This is a genomic window from Falsihalocynthiibacter arcticus (genome assembly GCF_000812665.2).
GTDB lineage: Bacteria > Pseudomonadota > Alphaproteobacteria > Rhodobacterales > Rhodobacteraceae > Falsihalocynthiibacter > Falsihalocynthiibacter arcticus.
On the sequence record NZ_CP014327.1, the window covers coordinates 1,532,211 to 1,551,128 of the forward strand.

Below are 18,918 nucleotides of genomic sequence, written 5' to 3' on the forward strand. Positions count from 1 at the left end.
GGTGTCCTTTTTTGAACAGGATTTCTATTTCGGGTTTGGCGTGTTCGGAGCAATAAAGAATCGATGAGAGTTTATCGTCCTAAATGCGCCTAGCTGCTTGGGATGGCGTAACGGCACAAGACCTCTTGGGCTTCTGCATAACTGGTCTTGCCCGGGTTCATCAGGCCATGCGGGTCTGCGTCTTGTTTGAAGGCCATCTGAACGGTGTCCACCTGCTTCATCCCACCCTCGGCGATTGTGTAGACGTGCGCATCAAACACCGTGCAGCCGAGCTCTTCGTAACGCTTTGTAATCTCGTACAGCTTCTCAGCGGTGGTGAATTTGAGCAACGGGATGGCAAAGAGTTGGTAATCGCCCCGTTCGCGGGCAAATTCATGGTGACGTAGCAGGTCATCCCCGTATTCCGCCAGCATAATGGTGTCTGCCGCAGGATCATAAGGCTGAGGATAAGCGACTTGCAGGTAGGTCCAGTTGCGGTCTTTTTTCAGCGCCTGCAACGTCGTGTGGTTGTACGAGCATTCATAGGCGGGGGGGAGGTTCGCCTTTTCGATTTCCACATCGCTCATCATCAGGGAAACATAGCCGTTGTGGGTTATGGCGTCGGCTGTAAACGCGTCTATGGTTTTGGGGCCAACCATTGAGAAAACTGCGTGTTTATCCTGTGGGAAAACATCTGTCAGCTTGTCGTAGAATTGTGCAAAGCCTTTATCAACAACCGAAATTAGATAGATATCGTAATCTTCGCAACACAAGGCTTCACCAAATTGCACGGCATCAGTGTATTCATCAAAAAGGGCGATGGCGTGGTGCCAATCGACGGCCGGTTGCAGAGCCAATTCAAGTTCCGTGATGATGCCATTGGTGCCATAGGCATGGTGGGCTTTCTGGATTTCGGGACCTTCCAGCGTGATAATGCGCGGGGTTTCTTCGAGTGTGACTATTCGCAGACTGCGCACATTTCCATCATCGCGCAAAACGCCGTGTCGGACCGATCCGATACCCGCAGACCCTCCAGAGATAAACCCGCCAATCGTGGCCTGCGAGCGGGTTGATGGCCACATTAGCAGTTCTTGGCCCGTCTCATGCGCCGAATCGTCAAGGTCGGCGATCAAGATGCCCGTTTCACAACGCACAAAACCATTGCCAATTTCGCTAATGCCGGTCAGTTGGGTCATGTCCAGAATGATGCCGCCAACAAGGGGCACGGCCTGTCCGTAATTACCGGTGCCGCCGCCGCGCGGAGTAACTGGAATGCGCCATTTGGCACAGGCGGCGGCCACAGTGATGACCTCCGCTTCGGTCTTGGGTGTGACAACCATATGCGCCCAGCTTTTGCGCAACTGCTTGTTCAAAATCGGCGAATACCAGAAATAATCGCGTGATTTGAGCTTTACTGTCTGGGGAGCATCGGTGAATGCGATGCCCTCTATATCTGCGGTGAAGCCTTCCCAGTTGATTATATCAGGTTGCATCATGTGTTCCATCGCTGTTGAGTTCTGAGAAAGAGGGACGCGTTGCATCAATCCACTGTCCTTGGCGCATAACGCGCCTCTCGACGGTGTTGCGCATGTTAAATTCGCCACTGTTACGGGCGTCGAGTAGGACAAGATCGGCAGGCGCACCGGCGCGAATGATCCCATCCCATTCAAGGCCCATTGTCTTGGATGGATTGGTGGTGATCAGGGATATCCAGTCGCGGGGTGGCTCATTGAGATGGGCCACCTGCGCCCCAATACCGAGAACGGCAAGAGGGTCAAAATCGCCGAAGGCACAAAACCCGTCACGCACGTTATCTGCACCGAGCGAGAGGGTCAGCCCCTGTTGATCCAACAGAGCAACGGGGGCCATCCCGCGGTAGATTGGGGGTGTATTGGGCGCACGCGATTGGAGGTACAAGTTGCTCAAGGGCAGCGATACAAAATGCAAGTCAGCATCTTTTGCGGCGGCCATCACTGTATCGCGTTGCACTTTCGGGTACATGCTTAATGCCACACAATGGCCGCACAGCACGGTCCCCTCAAAAGCAGTTTCCTGCGTCAGATTTGCGATAGCAGCGAGTCCATTCAGGGAGGGGTTCGTGCCTTCATCAACATGAAAATCCAAATCCCAATTATTTTCGGCGGCCATCTTGAAAATGGGTCGCAACAGGTCTTCCATATCGGGCTGATCATGGACAAAAACCCCGAGGCAGCCCTGGTGACTTGCAGCAGCAGAAATCGCCGCGACGAAATCTGTATCCTCAAAAGCAGGGATGCCCGCGAGCGGGGAGAGTTGCAGGTCCACACGCCCGCGCCAACGGTCTTGCGCGGCGCTCATAACATCCCAGACAAAAGGGGTGTCTACAGGAGAGAAGTCCACGTGGCTGCGGATGGCACGCACCCCGTAAGCGTATGCTGAGCGCAAAGAGAATTCAACGCGTTGGGTGAGGGTCTCGGCGGTCCAACTTTGTTTGTATGAGGCCATGGACACAATCGCCGCAAGCAAATCACCCGCAGGAAAATCGTGAAAAGCGGCGACATGCGCTTTGTCTATATGGGTGTGGCAATCAACCATCGCCGAGAGCAGAATTGAGCCTTTTGCATCGTGTCGGGGGCTGTCGTCCAAGGAGGGCGTGCCCAAGGGCAGAACGGCAGTTATTTCGTCGCCTTCAATGACAATATCCGCGCGGCACCAGCCGTCGGTGGATGGCTCTAAAACTGACAGGGCAGGCGGGATGGCGACATTCCCCAGAATGTGTCGCGACGGTGATTTCGTCATGTTGCGGGCCGCTTTGTGAGGTCATATTCATGCACTTCCTGCAGCATCGAAGCAAATTCTGCTGCAACGTGGTTGATTGCGGCTTCGCCCGTTTCTGGCGTGGCAACAGTTGCATCCCCACACGCACCAAAGGCATTCAGATCGTTTGCTTTCCAACCTATTTTACCCCCAGCCCCCAAGCCAAGATGGCGGGTGTTGGTGTTTAGATCTTCGATATGTGATCGGAAGTTTTGCGCCTTTGCCATGCGGCATTTTTCTGGTTGAAGTTGCAGCATCATTGATGTTTCCAACTCTCCGGCGTGGATGCCATAAGTGTTTTCATGCTCCGAAAGCAGGCCATCTGGCAGGCCCAACCCGAACCAGTTGCACGAGAAGGTCAGAAGATCGTATTTTACGCGCAGATCACGGGCGACAATATCCATTGGAGCGACTTGGCCACCGTGGCTGTTGAAAAACACCAACCGTTTGATGCCCGTTTTCGCGACACATTCGCCAATTTCCATCCACATGGCGATCAGAGTTTGGGTGGAAAATGACAACGAGCCAGGGAAGTCTAGATGTTCAGTGCTTTTGCCGATGGGCATGGTTGGCAAGAACAAAACGGGCAGGTCTTGGGGCGCCAGAATATCCGCCGTTGCTTTGACCAAACCGCGATTGATGTCAGTGTCTACCGCCAAAGGCAAATGCGGGCCGTGTTGCTCAATCGCGCCAATGGGCAGAACGGCAACAGGATCGCGCGCGACCATTTCCGCAAGGCTTTCGCTGGTGTGATTGGCCCAATAGAGGCGGGCGGGATCATTCGGTTTCATGTGGAGCCTCGGTTGTTGAAGTGTTGGTCACGATCAAGCGTCCGTCGATATCTGCAACAGTTTGATCGGTTAAATCTATACCTCCACGCAGGAGGGCAGAGATCTCATCTCGGAACACAAGACCCGTATTGTAAGAGGGCAGTTCGCGCAGATCGTAGCCTTGCAAATTACCCGGCACTCCGCCGCTAATGGGCATGCCGTTCCAGCGTTCGCCAAATCCGCCCAATGCCAGATAGGTTGACATGATGACGTGGAAAGTACGATCAAGTTGAGCCTCAAGAGGTTGGTCGCAAACGGTAATATCCGTGACGCTGGCCTGCGCCGCGGTTGCGCCTTCGACAATTCGGTAGCGCAGTTGCGCCGAGCTGTGGAAAAAGCCGCGGGGGAGGAACTCTGTGTGATCCACGATCCCGATTTCATCAGATCTCAGGATACGCTGCGCATTGGAGTGTAAAATGTCACGCAATTGCGCGCCGGTAACATCTACGATGAACACCTCATCGGCGTAGGGCAGTACGTTGAACCAATCGCCCGCAGTCAATGGGCCTTGCTCTACGCCCGCCTGAAGTGTTGCACCGTTTACAAGAGCGAAATCAGCCGCATTCCCCAAATCATTCAGCCGCGTATGGATGGTATCACAGACAAAATTTCCTAAAGCGGATTCGCTCGCATAGCGGGCCAAAACCGCGTCTTTGTAGGATAGGCGGTTGGTCGATACGGTTGTCAATTTGGCGCTGAGGGCCTCTGTGACTTGCGCAAGGATTGGATCAATGACCGTTTCCTGAAAGTCTACGTCATAGTCTTCGGGCCGTTGGCTGATGTCATCTGGGGCGGCCCCTTGGGCGTTGGGCTTGATTGGATGTAGGCGTGATCCATTGATGACCATATTGCCCGCGTGTACGCTGATGTCGAGTTCGCCCAGATATTGGCCCTTACATTCACTTTGGAAAATCGGGATGCCGTCAAAGATATTCTCGGCTTCCAGCCCATTTTCGTTCAACTTGGTGTGGGTATGAGCCCCAAGGATGAGCAGAGGCTTGGCGGTGATTTTGGCTGCCGCGCAGGCAATGGAAAAATCGGCCTCGCCAAGATCGCGTGCGGCTGCGGCCTTGCCGCTTTTATGCGCGCCGTCGCCATATCCGCAGTGGGACATGACCAGAACGACATCGACCAAGGGGGCAATTGCAGGCAGGATATTATTGAGGCTGGTGACAGGGGATGCCACCGCCAATTTCGGGTCGCTTAGCTGGCCCACGCGGGTTTCAACATGGGTTGTCAGCCCGATCATTCCCACGCGCAACCCGCCAATCAAGGCAATTGCCGCGGGAGCATAATCGGTGCCAACCTCCAAGTGCTGTGACCCATGCACATTCGCGCTGAGGATAGGAAATGCGGCGTCTTGGCGTATGCCTTTGACCAAGAGTGCAGTCCCGCGATCAAATTCATGGTTGCCCAGAACCGAGGCATCAACTCCGGCAGCAGAATATGCGCGGTAGCTTGGGTCAAGTTTGAAGCTTTCCTCGTTCCACCCAATTAACTCATCCAGCATTGTGCCTGTGTGATCGTCGCCGATGGAAAGGAAAAGTACCGGTTCGTCAGCCGCGCGGACGCGTTTGACCATTTGTGAAAACCTGTGTGTACCAGCCGTAGGGCCGGACAGATCAGACAGATGATTGTGGAGGTCATTGAAATAGAAAATGCGCAACCGACCGCCCTGAGGTGCGGCGGGGAGGATATCAGCATTTTCAATTTGCGAAGCAGGCTTGCCTTGTAGCAAAAACAGACGTTCAATATGACCCGCAGGGTTCGGGGCAACCTCTTGTAGTCGCAGACCACCACCATCGGTGGCCATTATGTTCGGTTTTGTGGGCATGTTTTGCTACATTTCTCGTTTGATGGCGCTTTCGTGCCATTTGTGTAGGAACAGCCAAGATAGAAAACTCATCGCCATAAAAATCAGGATGCCTGTGAAAGAGATCAGCAGGATCGCCGCGAACATACGCGGAATATTCAGGCGGTAGCTCGCTTCAAGAATGCGAAAAGCCAAGCCGGAGCCAGCGCCGCCAGAACCCGCCACGAATTCCGCCACAATGGCCCCGATAAGGGAAAGCCCACCGGCAATTTTCAGACCGCCAAGGAAGTAAGGCAAGGCAGAGGGCAAGCGGAGAAACCGCAAGGTTTGCCAGCGCGAGGCCCCATATAGTTTCATCATGTCAACAAGGTTGTGGTCGGCGGATTTCAGGCCAAGCGTCGTGTTGGACAGAATGGGAAAGAACGCTACGATCCACGCACAGATCAGTAAACCAATGAACTTTGAGTCCACGTAGATAAAAATCAGCGGTGCGATGACGATGATCGGCGTGACCTGCAGCATAATCGCATAGGGAAAGAATGACATCTCGACCCATTTCGACTGGGCAAAAAGGATCGCTAAGCCCACCCCACCGACAATTGCGAGTGTGAGCGCGGAGAAGGTTATGAGCAGCGTGGCCCCCAATGAGGAGATCAGCAAAGACCAGTCTTCGATCAATGCCTCCAGAACGCGGCCCGGTCTGGGAATGACGTAGTGAGGGACTTCGTTGATGACGCAAAAGCGGTCCCATCCGACGATAGTCAGAACGATGACGATAATGGGCAAAAGCCAGCGGCCGATCCGTTCATTGCGGGCAATTCGTGCCTTGCGCTGCTCAACAAGGTCGAGCGGGAGGTTCGGTGTGTCGGTCATTACATGTGGTCTCCCGAGAGCATCGCGGCGTGCAAGGCCTTTGACGCGGAGTTGCAGGCATTCGTATAAGTTGGTGAGCTTCTGAACTCTGAACTGTCTCGCGGGTAAGGGGCATCAACCGCAATATCTGCGACCACACGTCCGGGGCGGGCGGCCATAACGACAATACGGTCGGAAAGGTAGGCGCTTTCGAACACGGAGTGGGTGACAAAGATGACAGTCCAGTTCATCTTTTGCCATAGGCGCAGGAGATCGTCGTTTAATTTGGAACGGGTGATTTCATCAAGCGCGGCAAAGGGCTCATCCATCAACAAGAGTTTGGGGCGGGTCACTAGCGCGCGGGCGATCGAAACGCGCATTTTCATACCACCAGAAAGTTCACGAGGGTAGGAGGCTGCAAAATCTTGCAATCCAACCATCTCCAACGCTTCTTCAACCGCGGCGCGGGCAGCTTTTTTCTTGACGCCTTTTAAGCGCAGAGGCAGCCAGACATTGTCAAACACAGTCGCCCAAAGCATCAATGTGGGTTCCTGAAAAACAAACGAGATTTCGTGATCGGGACGGCCCAGCGGATCAACGGATGCTGTGGGCCAACTCATGCTGCCGGTGGTGAGGTTTCCCAAGCCCGCAACGATCTTGAGCGCGGTTGATTTCCCACAACCTGAGGGGCCAAGTAAACTTACAAAGGAGCCTTCATGCACGTCCAAAGACATGTCTTGAAGGGCGACTGTCCCATTTGAGAAGGTTTTGCCAATTTGCTTGAGTGACAGAAGTGTTTTGGTGTTCATGAGGTCCCTCGGTATTGGTAGGCAGGAGTCTATTTACCCCTGCCTCTGTGCTATCGCTTCAATACGGTAGCGTATTGTTTTTTGGTTTAGTTGCCTAAAAGCCTGGATTTAACATCCAGCCCAACACCTTTGTTTACAAAGCTCAGATCTACGACGGATTCATAATCGAGACCGGCTTCGACAACGCCAGCGGTGACCATCTTTTCGTAGAAACTAGCAATGCGTTCCATTGACATGCTGCCAATACCCGTTGTCTCGGATTCGCCTGAATCAACGATGCCGTATTTTTTCAACTGTTCCACGGCAAAGGCAATGTTGGCATCGCCTAGGTCAGGGTTCTCGGCTTGGATCAATGCATTTGCCGCAGTCGCGTCGCCATACAGATAGTTGTTCCACCCGATTGCAGAGGCATCTACAAAGCACTGAACAACTTCAGGTTTGGTGTCCACCGTTTTCTGCATGGCAGCGATCAGCGTGGAATAAGTGTTAAAACCGTTGTCGGCGAGAAGGAAAACATTCGGTTCAAAACCGGCTTCGGTCTGGATCGCGTAGGGTTCAGATGTCACATAGCCCTGCTGGCCACTTTTCAAATCCGTCAGGAACGGGGCTGAGTTATAGGTATAGGGCTTGCGCTGTTCATCGCGGAATCCGGTGCTGACCATCCAACGATAGAATGACTGATAGCCGCCATTGCCGATCAGCAATGTATCGGCTGTTTTTAAGCTTTCCCATGTATCCAGACCTTGGCCTGGGTGGGTCATGATAACCTGTGGCTCCTTTTGGAATATGGCGGAAACGACAACCATTGGAATGTCTTCAGCGGCCGAGTTGAAAGGTTGCAACAAGTTGCCGTCCATCAGGAAATCAATTTTACCAGCAAGCAAAAGGGCGCGGTTGTTCACATTCGGACCACCGGCAACAATCGTTACGTCTAGTCCGCAATCGGCATAGGTGCCATCGGCAACCGCCTGATAGAAGCCGCCATGCTCAGCTTGGGCAACCCAGTTTGTGCCGAAAGTAATGGCTTCATTCGCGTGCGCACCTGTACCCGCCAGCATAGCACCAAAGACTCCAAGTCCGATTTTTTTGATATACATAGTAACGTCCCTTTTGATTTTATAGTTAATCTTGTGTGTTATTTGTGCGCCTTAGGAGGTAAGGCGAACATGCTTTCTAATGTGTGTTTTGGCTGTGTCCGTGTGATGACGATTACAATCTGGAAACCTTGCGCTGGACCTTCTCCAGAAACTTTTTGCGCTCGGGGTCGCCGATGACATTCATCTCATAAAGTTGCAGCCACGTTGATTTACACCGTGCGTGGAACAGCACGCGCAAGGCGCGCATAAACAACCGTTTGCACGGGTTGCCGACGAGGAACATCCACCATGCAGGTGATCCAGACGTGGTAATGACCATCAGTCGGCGGATGTTTTTGATTTTGGAGGATGTCGTCTGGCCCTTTTGTTCCGCGACTTCAAAGGTCACGCCAGAGAGCCAAACCCGTTCGAACCACCCTTTCAGGATTGCGGGGGGCCATAATACCAAGTTGGGAATACAAAAACCAAAGCTTCGGCCCATTGTAGATTTGCGACATGTGCGGGTACCTTATCAATTAGGCTTTGCGTGTCTGTCAGATAGGCTTCTCGGTCTTCGCGGCTTAAAACCGGATCGAAGCCTTCAGCATAGAGGTCGATGATCCGCACGTCATGCCCCGCATCCGCAAGGGCCTTTTTCGTGACCTCAAATATTGCTGCGTTGAAGCTGGTGGGAACTGGATGTGCATAAATAAGTAGCGTTTTCAAGCGAGAGTCCTTGACCTAAAATCAAAAAGCCCCGCAGCTCCCGATATATTCAGGCGCGTGGTGTTGGAATATCAGTAGCATTTAAGCCAAGCCAGTAACGACTGTGATATAATAACCTCTTATGCCTACGTTCCGATTTACACCATGTCAAACGAGGCTCACGGTCGATGTCCACACGTCCCAAGTAATGCACATTATTTAATCCCTGACTGGGCTGTATGCACTGCATCTAGGCAGTTAAAAATTAACAGGCGTTAACCGCGAAACGTTTAGAGGGCAGATTTTGCTCCCATGTCCGCATCCGAGATGCGGAAAAAACGATTGGACTGGTCGCCGCAATTGCATGCCAGCGATATTTGAACCGCGCCTCATATTCGCGCTAGAGTAAGGAGTGCATCGCATTTTCTCCAAAATATTTACACGGAGCACTTCGGCTGGCGTCTTTTATCCCAAGCAGATCCCTATAGCCCATGCAGCCGTTACAAGCGCTGTGCGGATATCGGAATCGTGACTGGTCTGATTGGCTGGATGTTCTTTGTGTGGTTGCAGAAACGGAGAATAAGATGAGATACTTATAGGCCTCATTCTTTTTCAAAACGCACCCTACTGGTTTCGAAGCGAACATTAGCAGCGATAGCGCGTTATATCCGCTATCGCCGATCAAACTTTCATGCTGCCGGTCAGGCGACGTTACCGCGCAATCCAGATTTCAGTTAAGCTCGTGAAACAGTGTCCAATTCCTGCTCCCGCAACCAAATATTACACACACACATATCAATAGTTTACGAACCGCATCTGGGCGGCCGTTCGCGTCCGCGATTCAGCACTGTGGAAGCAAGAGGAGCCATTTGCATCTGTTGTGGCGAAGCAACACTCTTAGAAACTAGATATTGTCGTAAACGGCCCAACGGGAATACTTGTTTAGTGGACCTATGCCACTAAGTGGCTTTCCTAAAGCCGACATCCAAGTCTTGGGCAACAGTTAAGTTTTGTGCTTGAAGCGGTTATCGAAGCTAAGCCAGCGCCACGGGACAAAATAGATATGGTTCACTCCGACTTAAACGCATAAGTGTTGAGACTAATGTAACTGATGCGGTAAGAAAAATATTTGAAGCAATGGATGTGGTAATTAGAAAAAACTTCTAAATCCCGCGCCAACGGTAAACAAACTCAAATTACTCTGTTGTAAATAGGGTGGTAATTCAAAAACAAGTCATTCTATCGTCGTAGAAAACTTTTCGCGGCGCAAACACCAACTGATGTATGTTTCCGATTTTAGGGGGATTGCCAGCCAGCAAAGGGTCCGGGGGCGAGTTTGAGTTCGTCTGGCAGCACCCCCTAGTTTGAAGATGGCAAAAGGGCCCCAGACGCAATGTCGGGGCCCCAGATAGTTGTTCCGTATCTTAGAGGTTCGGTTTACTGCGCCGCAATAGCATCATTCATGATTTGGGTCGCTTCTGTGACCCAAGCTTCGCCACCAATATCGGCGGCAAACCCTGGCCAAAGCGCCTTTGCCGCTTCTTGCCATTTTTCTTCGTCCACGGGGGTACCAGATAAGATCATGCCGAGTTCAGCCAGTTTGACTTTGGCTGCCGCAGTTTCTTCCGCTGAAACTTCACGCTCATAGTTTGCGGCCTCTTCGCCGGCTTTATTCAAGACGGCTTGAAGGTCTTCTGGTAGCCCTTGATAGAAACGATCAGAAACGATGATTGGCCCGGACCAAATCAGATAATGAACGTCGGTGATATACTTTTGGACCTCATAGAATTTTGACGAAATCGCGGTTGTGTATGGGTTTTCCTGACCGTCAATAACACCTTGTTGGAGTGCTGGGAAAACTTCAGCCCAAGCCATTGGGATAGGATCGAGTCCCCAAGATTTGAACGTCTCAATTGCGATGTTGTTTTTCGAGACACGGATTTTCAGACCTTGCAGATCGTCAAGCGCCTTCACTTCACGTTCGCCATTGGTCAGAACCCGGAAACCCTTTTCAAAGTAACCAAGAATGCGGACACCGGCCTCTTTTGGCAGGCGTTCGTTCAATGGGCCTTTGAGGGCGTCCATAGCGGCATGCGCTTCTTCGTTGGATGTAAACGCATAGGGCAGCATCATCACGCCCACGGAAGGGGCGAGTGGAACCAGATTGCCAGTATAAAGGATCTCGGATTCAATCGAACCCATGCGCAAGGCCTGTGCGACTTCTTGCTCTGAGCCGAGTTGGTTCGATGGGAAAATCACCACGTCAATACGACCATCTGAGTACTTCTCGACCAGTTCTTCGAATTTCAAAGCGCCTTTGTGGGTCGGGTTGTTTTCGTTGTCGCCGTGGCTCAGGCGCATAGTGTAGTCCGCCGCCGCAGCAGGTAGGGCCACTGACAGGGCAAGTGCCGCCGTCATTAGAGTTTTGGTTATAAGTTTCATAGTCGTCTCCTCCAGTTAATAGTTAGCGAATGAAGCCCATCATGCTGGGCAGCCAAAGCGTGAGTTCAGGAATGAAGGCGACAAGCCCCATCACTATAATCTCGGCGCAAAGGAATGGTATTGAGGCCTTTGAGACCCTTTCGACCGTCGTCTCGCCTATCTCTGAGGCGACGAACAGGTTTACCCCAAGGGGCGGCGTTGAGTAGCCGATCTCGCAGGCAATCACGAAAATGATACCGAATTGGATCGGGTCAATCCCCACGTTGGTCACAACGGGTAACAACAGGGGTGTAAGAATGATGATTTGGGTCAGCGTCTCCATCCACATGCCGATAAAAACCAGCATCAGGAGAACCATCAAGATCAGCATGGTCGGATCAGAAATCGTATCAATCAAGTAGCCCGACACCATTTGCGGCACTTGGAACATTGACAACATGCGCCCGATAATTCGCCCAGTCACCAGAACCAGCATCACGGTTCCCGTGATCCGCACCGCATATACCACAGAGTCGATATACAGGTTCAAACGGATTTCACGGTACACAAAAATTCCGACGAATAGCGCGTAAAGTACAGCCACGACCGAGGCCTCAGTGACCGTAAAAATTCCCGTATAGATGCCACCCAAAATAATGACAGGTGCGGCAAGAGCCCATTTTGCATCCCACGCGGCGCGGCGAATATCGGCGCGATTGCGCGCGCCTACATCGCCTGAACTATAACCACGACGTACCGAAATGAAACGGCTTGTAAGCCAGAGCGCAACCGCCAACATCAGGCCGGGGATGACCCCTGCGATGAACAGAGCACTGATCGAGGTTTCCGATGTAATGCCGTAAATGATCATTGGAATTGAGGGTGGGATAACCACGCCGATCCCCCCGCGGAGGACGTGATTGCGGCGGCAAAACCCTTATCATAACCGTCTTTGATCATTGACGGGATCATGATGGACCCGATTGCAGCAGTCGTCGCGGGGCCAGACCCCGAGATCGCCGCGAAGAAGGTACAGGCAACAATGGTAACCGTCGCCAAACCACCGGGCGCGGGACCAACGATGGCGCGGCTAAACCCGATCAGCCGCCGCGTGAGGCCGCCTTTCTCCATCAGTGTTCCCGCGAGAATAAACATAGGGACCGCGATGATTGTAAATTCGTCGACCGCAGAATAAGCGGTTTGAACGAGGTAGGACATCGGCATATTGGCCGAGGTCATCGCCAGTACCGCTGCCATGCCGATAGAAATGCCGACGGGCACCCCGATCAACAAAAACACAACGAACGACAGTGACATTATTAGTGTTGGATCCATGGTTTAGTCCCCCATCCGCGCGTCAACAGGGCCTTCGCCCGTGCGCCAACGCCGCACCATCACTTGGATGACGCGCACTGACATGAAGGTAAAACCAAGCGGTACGATCATCTGTACCCAGACAAGATTGATTCCGGTCGTTTGCGAGATGTAGGGGAATTCGAACATCGATATTGTGAACCAATATCCATACCAAATCACCACAGCATTGAAGGCAAGCCACAGAACATCGGCCAATGTTAGCATGGCCAACCGTGCCTTATTTGGCAGCATGTCTAGGTGTAACGAAACGCGAATATGGCGGTCGCTCTCGGCGGCAATGATAAAGCCAAAATAAACCGACCAAACAAAGGCAAAGCGGCTCACTTCTTCCAGCCAGCTAAATGAACGCCCCATGCCAAATCTTGCGACGACCTGAAAGCCCAAAAGGGCAACCACAACCGTCATCAAAATCGCACCCAGCCATTCTTCGGGCGACCGGCCACCCAGATACTTACGCATTCGTATTCTCCCTTGAAAATGCGCCAATTTTTGCGCGGCTGGCTTCTGCTGGTTGCCCTGCAAACGTCTGAATCCAGTAGGCGGTGTCGGCGGCAAAACCTGCATCATCCCTAAGGCGGCTCGGCCAAATCGGCAGGGCTAGAACAGCTTGCGCGAGATCCACTGCGGACGCCGCGTGACGTGCGCGCAGGTTTGCAATTTCTGGCCCCATTGGATCTGCGGTCACAACGCCGTCTGCATCTGGGCGCGTGTCCCCGCCTTGCAACGCCCATCCCGCAATAACCATCGCCTGTGGCGTAGCAGCGAGCCCGCGTTCGAGGCGTTCTGCCGCTGGTGCTCCAATGCGCTGAGGTAGTTTGAAGCTGGCGTCGCTGGCAATTTGGTTCAACGGGTGGTGGATCGTTGGGTTTTGTAGGCGCTTTAGGCTAGTGAGGCCGTATTCCGTGAGGTTTTCGCCCTTGGGACAGTGCAATGTTGTGGCCTGCGACGCGAGGAACACAGACGCCCAGCAGGCAAGGTCTGGATCGGTTGACGCCGCATATGACCCTTGATGTCCACAAAGACGCCCAAGTTCGGCGTATGAGGATTGTAATCCGTTCAAAAGACGGTGTTTCATATGCTCATAAGGTGCGAGGTTGTCCACGATTTGTACGCCGACTTGCTCAAAAGCGGGGCGCGCGGCAGCAAAGCGGTCTTCGATCACCCATTGCCGGAAGGGTTCCGCAACGACTCCCAGCGCATCCTCATGCCCACAGGCAGTTTGGAGCCTGTCACGGCTGGCGGTGGACATGGCGGGAACGATACGGTCGACCATCGAAGTTGGAAACGTGACATTGGCGTTGAGCCATGCAGAAAGATCTGGGAATACGCGCGCGACATAATCTTGCAGGACTGCGCCAAGCAACATGCCATTGTCGGCAACATTGTCACAGCTTGCCAGTGTGATCGGTCCGCCCTGTGCGCGGCGTCTGCGTTCAAGCATCGATGCGAGATAACCGATAGCTGTGTGTGGGTTTTCTGGGTTTACGAGGTCGGCGGCGACTTTGCTTAAGTCCAATTCCATGCCACCCGCGTGGTGGCAATACCCCTTTTCCGTAATCGTTAGCGTGACAAATTCGATGCCGGACCAGTCGACCTTTGCCGCGTCTTTGGCATCACTCACGCGTAGCAATGTTCCGATTGTGCGGCACTCACGTCCATCGCCATCCTCGGTCAAAACGTTAAAGCAACCGTCCTGTGCGCTGTGCACATCCGAGATATCTGGGGGTGTTAAGTTAACTCCGACAACACCCCAACTGTCGCTTGAGTTGGATGAAGAGCGCGCCAAATCGTCATAGTACCCTTGTTGATGCGCGCGATGAAACGCGCCCACTCCAAGGTGTGCGGCGCGCGGCCGAAGGTTTGAGCGGTCGTAGGAAAGAGGCAGCGTCATCAGAAATGCACCATAACCTTCAACGTGTCGGTCTTATCTAGGGCGCGGGCAAAAACGGCATCTGGATCGTCGAGTGACATGTCGGCCGAGATCATCGGGCGCAAATCAACCTCGCCTGACACGATCTGGCGCACGGCTTCTGCGAAATCGTCAATGAAGCGGTAGGTACCAACAAGTGTGATCTCACGGGTCAATAATTTGGCCAGATCAACTGGGGCCTGTGGTGGAAGGAAGCCTACCTGAACCACGGTTCCGCGCGGTTTTGTGGCGGCGATTGCGACGTTGAGTGCAGGTGCCGCGCCCGAAGCTTCAAACACGGCATCGCATTGCGGAACGCTTGAAAGGTCGGCCATTGCAGTGCCATCGGCTACATCGAACACTTCATCCACACCAAGTGCTTTTGCGCGTTCCAGCGCGGCGGGGGCAATGTCACTCATCAAAATGCGTGCAGCACCCGCCGCACGGGCAGCAATTGCACACATTTGGCCGATCACCCCAGCGCCCGTGATTAAAACCGTCGCGCCATGCAAATCTCCGGCCATCGATACGGCATGCAGGGCAACCGCATAAGGTTCGGCCATGGCAACATGGCGCAGGTCCGCGTCGTCTGGCAGTTTGATGCACTGGCGCGCTTCGACCACCAACTCACTGGCGAAACCGCCATTGCAATGGGGAACACGCGCGGCGCTGCCCATAAAGGACATGTCAGTGCAAAGGTTTGTCAGGCCGCGTTGGCAGTATTCGCATTTCAGGCAGGGGAGTGCTGGCGTCACGGCAACTTTATCGCCATGAGTGAAGCCTTCTACAACCGGGCCAGATTCTAGGACGACGGCCGAGAATTCATGCCCCATAACCAAAGGCGCGCGCAGAACGGAATCGCCGACACGCCCGTGTTGAAAATAGTGAATGTCTGAGCCGCAAATCCCACCAAACGCAAAAGAAAGCAGGATTTGACCAGCTTCTGGTGTTGGACGCGGAGCGTCCTCTATCCGGACATCTTCAGCGCCGTGAATTACACAAACTTTCATGTCTTCCCCTCCCTAGAAGATCAAAGTTTAACCTTGATCTGTGATGTTTTAGAACATAAAGTCTATTTGATAGTCAAGTTGGAATATTAATTCTAAAAAACTAAATGTAAAAATGGGAGATGTGAGTAAGTGGAGGAAGGACAGATAAAAATCGTACCGCCGAATAACTTTGAAGCTCTCAGGGGGCAGATAGCTGAGTCCTATGGAGCATTGAGCAATAGGCTCAAGCTCATTGCAGATTTCACGCTAGGTGATCCTTCTGGCTTCGCTTTGGGAACGGCTGCGACTTTGGGCGAAGAGATCGGTGTCGCACCCTCCGCTATTATCCGGTTTGCTAAACATTTTGGGTATTCGGGGTTTTCGGAAATGCAGGCGGTTTTCCGCGATGAACTACAAGCAAGCTCCACACCTTATCAAGATAGAATTAGAAATCTGGAAAAGAGTGGCGCAGCGCGGGACACCGCGGAGATGACCGAGCGTTTTGTCGAGGCCGGAATCGCCTCGCTGCGCGAAATGCAGCGCACCACTTCAGTCGAGAAAATTGAAGCGGCGGCTCTTTTGTTAGCCGAAGCGCGGATTGTGCATGTGCTGGCGCAAAAGCGCACGTTTACCGCCGCCACATACTTAACTTACAATCTCGCCCGCCTTGATGTGCCCGCTAATCTCCTTGATGGAATCGGGGGCACGCTTACGCAGCAAATGGCCATGGTGGGACCCGAGGACACGGTGGTTGCCATCTCGTTTTCGCCTGGGGCCGAAGAGACAGAAGAGGCCTTTAATCGTGCTCGCGCAATCGGGGCGCGCACCATCGCGATAACTGATCAGGCGCGGGCGCCCTACATCAACGCCGACTGCTGGTTCCAAATATCCGAAGCCAGCGTTGACGGGTTTCGCTCCCTTAACGCGACCATTTCACTTGCACTTATTCTTGCGATCCGCGCTGGAACACTTTGCTCTAAACAACTCTCCACAGAAGACTGAGGAAATACACATGGCCAGTCAGCCCGCACCAATTTATGATATCATTACCATCGGTCGCACCTGCGCTGATCTCTATTCTGATCAGATTGGTTGCCGTATGGAAGATGCCCGCAGCTTTTCCAAGTATATCGGCGGTTGCCCCACTAATATAGCGGTTGGCGGGTCCCGTCTCGGGCTCAAAACCGCGCTGTTGAGCCGCGTTGGCGATGATCAAATTGGCCGCTTTGTGCGCGAAACGCTTGAAGCTGAAGGTGTAGAAACCAAAGGTCTCGCTACCGATCCCGAACGACTCACTGCGATGGCCTTTCTTGGCATTGAGGATGATCGCAATTTTCCGCTGCTATTTGTGCGTACCGATTGCGCCGACGCGGCCCTTTCTGAAGACGATATAGATCCAGACTTCATCCGTTCGGCTAAGGCCATTGTGGTAACGGGCACGCATTTCTCAAAGCCTCATCTGGAAGCGGCAAGTTTCAAAGCAATGAAGATCGCCAAGGAGGCGGGGCGTAAAATCGTTTTTGACATCGACTTCCGGCCTAACCTCTGGGGTTTGCTGGGCGCGGGCCAAGGGGATGTCCGTTTCGTGGCCAACGCCGCCGTGACCGAGCGCGTGTTACGCATTCTACCAGATTGTGATGTGATCGTGGGCACCGATGAAGAAGTGCATATTGCAGGTGGCTCGACCGACACGCGCGAAGCCCTGATGAATATCCGTAAGGTTTCTAAGGCGATGATCGTGCTCAAAACTGGCCCCAAAGGCTGCCTCGTGTTTGACGGCGACATTCCCGAAAACTTGGAGGACGGCATATCTTCGCAAGGTTTCCCTGTTGAAGTCTTTAACGTTCTGGGCGCGGGCGATGGATTTATGGCGGGTTTCCTGCGCGGGTATGTGCGGGACCTTCCTCTCGAGAAATGTTGTCAAATCGCCAATGCTTGCGGGGCGCTTGCCGTGTCGCGCCATGGCTGTGCGCCCGCGTATCCAAGCTGGGAAGAACTCGAGTTTTTCCTCGCACGCGGTGTCGTAAATCCGCGTCTACGCGAAGATGCCGATCTTGAGCATGTCCACTGGGCCACAAACCGGCGTGGCAAATGGGACAATATTTGCGCCTTTGCCATCGATCACCGTATGCAACTCGAAGCAATGGCAAAGGACGTGGGCGCCGATCCTGCGCGGATTGCGGCGTTCAAAGACCTTGCTCTCGAAACTATGCTCAGCGCACGGCGTCCGGACATGATGCTCGGCACTCTTCTTGATAGTAACTACGGCCGACAAGCGCTGTTTAGGGCTGAAAAAGAGGGGCTTTGGATTGGACGACCCGTGGAATTGCCCGGTTCTCTACCGCTCCGTTTTGAAGGTGCTGCATCCCTAGGGGCTGAAGTGGCGTCTTGGCCGGCTGATCATGTCGTTAAATGCCTCGTGTTCTACAATCCCGACGATCCCGAAGGGTTGCGTCGCGAGCAGTTGGACCAATTGTTGCGCCTGGCCTCGGCTGCGCGCTTAAGCCGCCATGAATACCTGATCGAGATAATCGCCACGCAAAGCGGCAAAGCGGGAGAGACTGCGACAGCGCAGGCTATGCAGCAAATTTACGATGAGGGCATTCGACCAGATTGGTGGAAACTAACAGATCAAACTGATGCCGGATGGGGCGCCGTCGGTGACGTGATCGAAAGCAACGACCGGTGGTGCCGTGGGGTTCTTCTTTTGGGGCTCGATGCGTCGTTTGATGCGCTAGAGCAAAGTATTACACGGGCAGGGCGCAGCCCCTATGTACGCGGTTTTGCAGTTGGGCGCACGATTTTTGGTGAGGCTGCACTTGCGTGGCTTGCGGGTGAAATCGACGATTCAAAAGCACAGGAGATGATGAAGGTACGTTTTGAAAAACTCATCGATTGCTGGCAGCGTGTTCGCGTGCAGGCCGCAGCCTAACCTGTGTGTATGGTTGGCGCTGGTCCGTTGGGCGCCAACCATTAACGCTCCAACCGGAAACTCTACCATCCTGCTGGTTCACGTGTTTCTGTTCGCCAGAATGTGACGTGGCCCTTCGATAGCGTCGTCAGTGAGACGACCGCATATTGCGCGTGCGCTATGACCGGCCCCGAGCTCCTCAAAGATGCGTCGCACGATGGCGGCTTGTTCTTTATTGATTGTCCGCTCCCCTGTGGTGACGGTTCCGTCGGTTAAAATGGTGCGTAGCACGTCGAAGCCATAGGTGACGCTGCCAGCGGATTTACCCTTGCGAATACGACCCTACAGACCCCTGTGGGTCTTTTGCTCAAGATCTTTGAGGAACAGGCTGCTCATAGTGCCTCCCCTGCTTCGATTGGTGTGATGTATCTAGGCTGACCCGCGCACGAAG

Annotated in this window: 14 protein-coding genes and 2 pseudogenes; 2 read left to right on the plus strand and 14 right to left on the minus strand. The window is 53.3% G+C overall.

The annotated features are described in order from the left end of the window. Positions 1–89: 89 nt before the first annotated feature. The 13 genes and pseudogenes from RC74_RS07610 to RC74_RS07670 all read right to left on the minus strand — a co-directional run bounded on the left by RC74_RS07610 (position 90) and on the right by RC74_RS07670 (position 15,577). A complete protein-coding gene (locus RC74_RS07610) occupies positions 90–1,475 on the minus strand; it encodes an FAD-binding oxidoreductase (RefSeq protein WP_218918119.1) in 1,386 nt (461 codons plus the stop codon). Next, positions 1,462–2,757 (minus strand): amidohydrolase family protein, encoded by a 1,296-nt coding sequence (locus RC74_RS07615; RefSeq protein ID WP_038999896.1) that lies wholly within the window; start codon positions 2,755–2,757, stop codon positions 1,462–1,464. The genes RC74_RS07610 and RC74_RS07615 overlap by 14 nt, the downstream gene beginning before the upstream one ends. Continuing rightward, a complete protein-coding gene (locus RC74_RS07620; RefSeq protein WP_038999895.1) occupies positions 2,754–3,566 on the minus strand; it encodes a creatininase family protein in 813 nt (270 codons plus the stop codon). The genes RC74_RS07615 and RC74_RS07620 overlap by 4 nt, the downstream gene beginning before the upstream one ends. Beyond that, positions 3,553–5,439 carry a bifunctional metallophosphatase/5'-nucleotidase gene (locus RC74_RS07625; RefSeq protein WP_062628174.1) on the minus strand — a complete coding sequence of 629 codons (1,887 nt, stop codon included), beginning with the start codon at positions 5,437–5,439 and terminating at the stop codon, positions 3,553–3,555. The genes RC74_RS07620 and RC74_RS07625 overlap by 14 nt, the downstream gene beginning before the upstream one ends. Positions 5,440–5,445: 6 nt before the next feature. After that, positions 5,446–6,291, minus strand: coding sequence for an ABC transporter permease (locus RC74_RS07630; protein WP_038999894.1), 846 nt, complete (start codon positions 6,289–6,291; stop codon positions 5,446–5,448). Continuing rightward, positions 6,291–7,079: an ABC transporter ATP-binding protein gene (locus RC74_RS07635; RefSeq protein ID WP_052274542.1), complete on the minus strand. Its 789-nt coding sequence runs from the start codon at positions 7,077–7,079 to the stop codon at positions 6,291–6,293. Before RC74_RS07635 ends, RC74_RS07630 begins: the two co-directional genes overlap by 1 nt. Before the next feature lie 86 nt (positions 7,080–7,165). After that, positions 7,166–8,176, minus strand: coding sequence for an ABC transporter substrate-binding protein (locus RC74_RS07640; RefSeq protein WP_038999892.1), 1,011 nt, complete (start codon positions 8,174–8,176; stop codon positions 7,166–7,168). A gap of 112 nt (positions 8,177–8,288) precedes the next feature. Then, positions 8,289–8,881: pseudogene (locus RC74_RS23720) on the minus strand (NAD(P)H-dependent oxidoreductase). A gap of 1,416 nt (positions 8,882–10,297) precedes the next feature. Beyond that, positions 10,298–11,302, minus strand: a complete 1,005-nt coding sequence (locus tag RC74_RS07650) for a TRAP transporter substrate-binding protein (protein WP_038999890.1) — start codon at positions 11,300–11,302, stop codon at positions 10,298–10,300. Positions 11,303–11,324: 22 nt separating this feature from the next. After that, positions 11,325–12,616: pseudogene (locus tag RC74_RS07655) on the minus strand (TRAP transporter large permease). 3 nt (positions 12,617–12,619) lie between these two features. After that, positions 12,620–13,117 (minus strand): TRAP transporter small permease, encoded by a 498-nt coding sequence (locus tag RC74_RS07660; protein ID WP_236940049.1) that lies wholly within the window; start codon positions 13,115–13,117, stop codon positions 12,620–12,622. Continuing rightward, positions 13,110–14,549 (minus strand): mannitol dehydrogenase family protein, encoded by a 1,440-nt coding sequence (locus RC74_RS07665; protein ID WP_052274541.1) that lies wholly within the window; start codon positions 14,547–14,549, stop codon positions 13,110–13,112. Before RC74_RS07665 ends, RC74_RS07660 begins: the two co-directional genes overlap by 8 nt. Then, positions 14,549–15,577: an L-idonate 5-dehydrogenase gene (locus RC74_RS07670; protein ID WP_038999887.1), complete on the minus strand. Its 1,029-nt coding sequence runs from the start codon at positions 15,575–15,577 to the stop codon at positions 14,549–14,551. Before RC74_RS07670 ends, RC74_RS07665 begins: the two co-directional genes overlap by 1 nt. Positions 15,578–15,706: 129 nt before the next feature. Between RC74_RS07670 and RC74_RS07675 the strand changes: the two genes are divergently transcribed. After that, complete coding sequence (locus RC74_RS07675) at positions 15,707–16,558, plus strand: MurR/RpiR family transcriptional regulator (RefSeq protein ID WP_082802216.1); 852 nt, start codon at positions 15,707–15,709, stop codon at positions 16,556–16,558. Between the two features lie 10 nt (positions 16,559–16,568). Next, on the plus strand, positions 16,569–18,488 hold the full coding sequence (locus RC74_RS07680) for a bifunctional 5-dehydro-2-deoxygluconokinase/5-dehydro-2-deoxyphosphogluconate aldolase (protein ID WP_038999886.1): 1,920 nt from the start codon (positions 16,569–16,571) through the stop codon (positions 18,486–18,488). A 78-nt stretch (positions 18,489–18,566) separates the two neighbouring features. Here the strand turns inward: RC74_RS07680 and RC74_RS23725 are convergent, their stop codons facing one another. Continuing rightward, on the minus strand, positions 18,567–18,758 hold the full coding sequence (locus RC74_RS23725; protein ID WP_169798721.1) for a recombinase family protein: 192 nt from the start codon (positions 18,756–18,758) through the stop codon (positions 18,567–18,569). Positions 18,759–18,918: the final 160 nt, after the last annotated feature.